General features: G+C 39.7%; 1 protein-coding gene and 1 pseudogene (1 of these 2 cut by a window edge). Both read left to right on the forward strand.

Annotation, left to right across the window (positions count from 1 at the left end):
* Positions 1-831 precede the first annotated feature (831 nt).
* Positions 832-1,575: a nitrilase-related carbon-nitrogen hydrolase gene (locus BZJ17_RS15525; RefSeq protein ID WP_131826821.1), complete on the forward strand. Its 744-nt coding sequence runs from the start codon at positions 832-834 to the stop codon at positions 1,573-1,575.
* A 169-nt stretch (positions 1,576-1,744) separates the two neighbouring features.
* Positions 1,745-1,894 (forward strand): annotated as a pseudogene (locus tag BZJ17_RS17520) (MazG-related protein); it runs 358 nt beyond the window's last position.

A 1,894-nucleotide genomic window follows, 5' to 3' on the forward strand; every position in this document is an offset into this window, starting at 1 on the left:
GTTGTTCGCTAAAATCATTAACAAGGATATGTAATGAGAAATAGAAAATGGATATTTGCAGCTATTTTCCTCGTTGGAGGACCTTCACTGTTACCATTTAGTATAGAAGTGATATCACTAGTTGAATTACTTGGTTTTTTAGGGATATGGACAATGTACTCATCCTACGCTGAGTACTTGGTGAATCACCCTAGGTATAAAAGAGGTCTGTGTTTAGCTACAAGTTGGGATCTTCAACCGCAAATGATGTTCTCGGCGAGTGAACTTAAGGCATGTCCTCAGTTAGTTTTTCATATGTTTCCAGTTCAGAGTGTAATAATCTGGACTTTGAATATTCTGTTTTGGAGTGGCCTAGTTTGGTGCCACATTATTTAAGCCAACAAACTTTTCAAGAGGCGTTCGAAACGCGCTGGCGGAATACCAGCGATGCATGAGGGTTTTCTCTTGATACAACAGTGTATTGCTTAACAGGCGGTCTATATGTTTAATCGCATATTTAACTGAGGTTTGCGTCTCAAGCACACGCCTAGGCTGGTTTGGGGTAAATCAGCGCCGTCGAGTAAGGTTTTAGTGGCAAGAGTAAGAGAAATAAGCCGCTTTTTGTGAATGTTGGGGCACTGTTTTGACAGTGTTTGTAGTAGGGTTTGATCATCATGCATCGTTAGCATCGCTATTGAATCTGTCTGTATCGAGTGTGTTTTTGGCGAAATTCATTCGATCAGAGGGAGCGATGCGTGTCTGCTTCATTGTTTCAAAAGATATTTATGAGGGGACTCGCTAGATAGCGGCGCTATAACACCGGTTCATTTTTTATAGTTAGTGAGGTATTCGTTGAAAGTAGGTATAGCCCAAATGCCTATGGATTGGACTGTTGAGGGGAACACAAAAACGATTTGTAATGTCGTTAACAAGAATCATGACTTGGATGTTCTTGTGTTTCCTGAACTGGCAATTACTGGTTTCCATCGAGATATTAAAAATCAGGCACAGAAACATTTGGTCGACAATGCACTAAATGAAATTTCAATTCAATGCCAACTGTCAAATACATTGGTCTTCATCGGCTACCCATTAAATGAAAATAATAAGGTTTATAATGTGTATTCTGCTATTAATGAGATGGGAACTTTAGAGATAGTTTGGCGAAAAGTAGGGCTAACTCAAAGTGAGTGTACATTTTTTGAATCTGGTGATAAGCGTAGTATCTTGGAACATCCACTTGGGACGTTCAGCTCTTATTTGTGCCGTGAGGCAAGCGACTTTAATTGGGTTGTTGAACAATTATCAGTTCAATCGCCATCTTACATTCTATGGCCAAGCTATATTGGGCAATCTGAATTCTCCGTAAACACTGAAAGTACAAATTATGAGGAGGGCTCAAAAAAGATAGCTAAATCACTCTCTGCTATGGTTATTCAATGTAATTGGCCTAATTCTTTGAATAACTCCAATGATAAAGGGTTAGGCGGTAGTAAGATAATCTCAAGTCATGGTGACATTATTGCGCAATTGCCCTTCGATAAAAATTGTATTGGCGTATTCGATACAACCACTCACGAGTTAGTAATTCGATAAGCGGACGCAAGTGTTATAACAAATGCATCGACACGATTTGCTATACTCGGCATTGTCAGTTTGTCTTTAGTTTTAGTGATTAAGGCGGTAAAACTCAGCTAAGCCTGCATAGTAGCAAACGTATTATGCTGGAATTATAGCGCACGATCAAACTAACTAGGTACTCAAGATGAGCGATAGGGTAAAAGAAGCATTGATTTGGTTTAAGGGGATCTTGGGATCAGAGCGTATTGACTATCAAATTGTTGGTGGTTTGGCTGCAAAAATTTACGGTGGTAGCCGAGCAGTTGCGGACATTGACTTGTTTATCCACAATGCC

The organism is Salinivibrio sp. IB574, assembly GCF_001996205.1.
GTDB lineage: Bacteria > Pseudomonadota > Gammaproteobacteria > Enterobacterales > Vibrionaceae > Salinivibrio > Salinivibrio proteolyticus.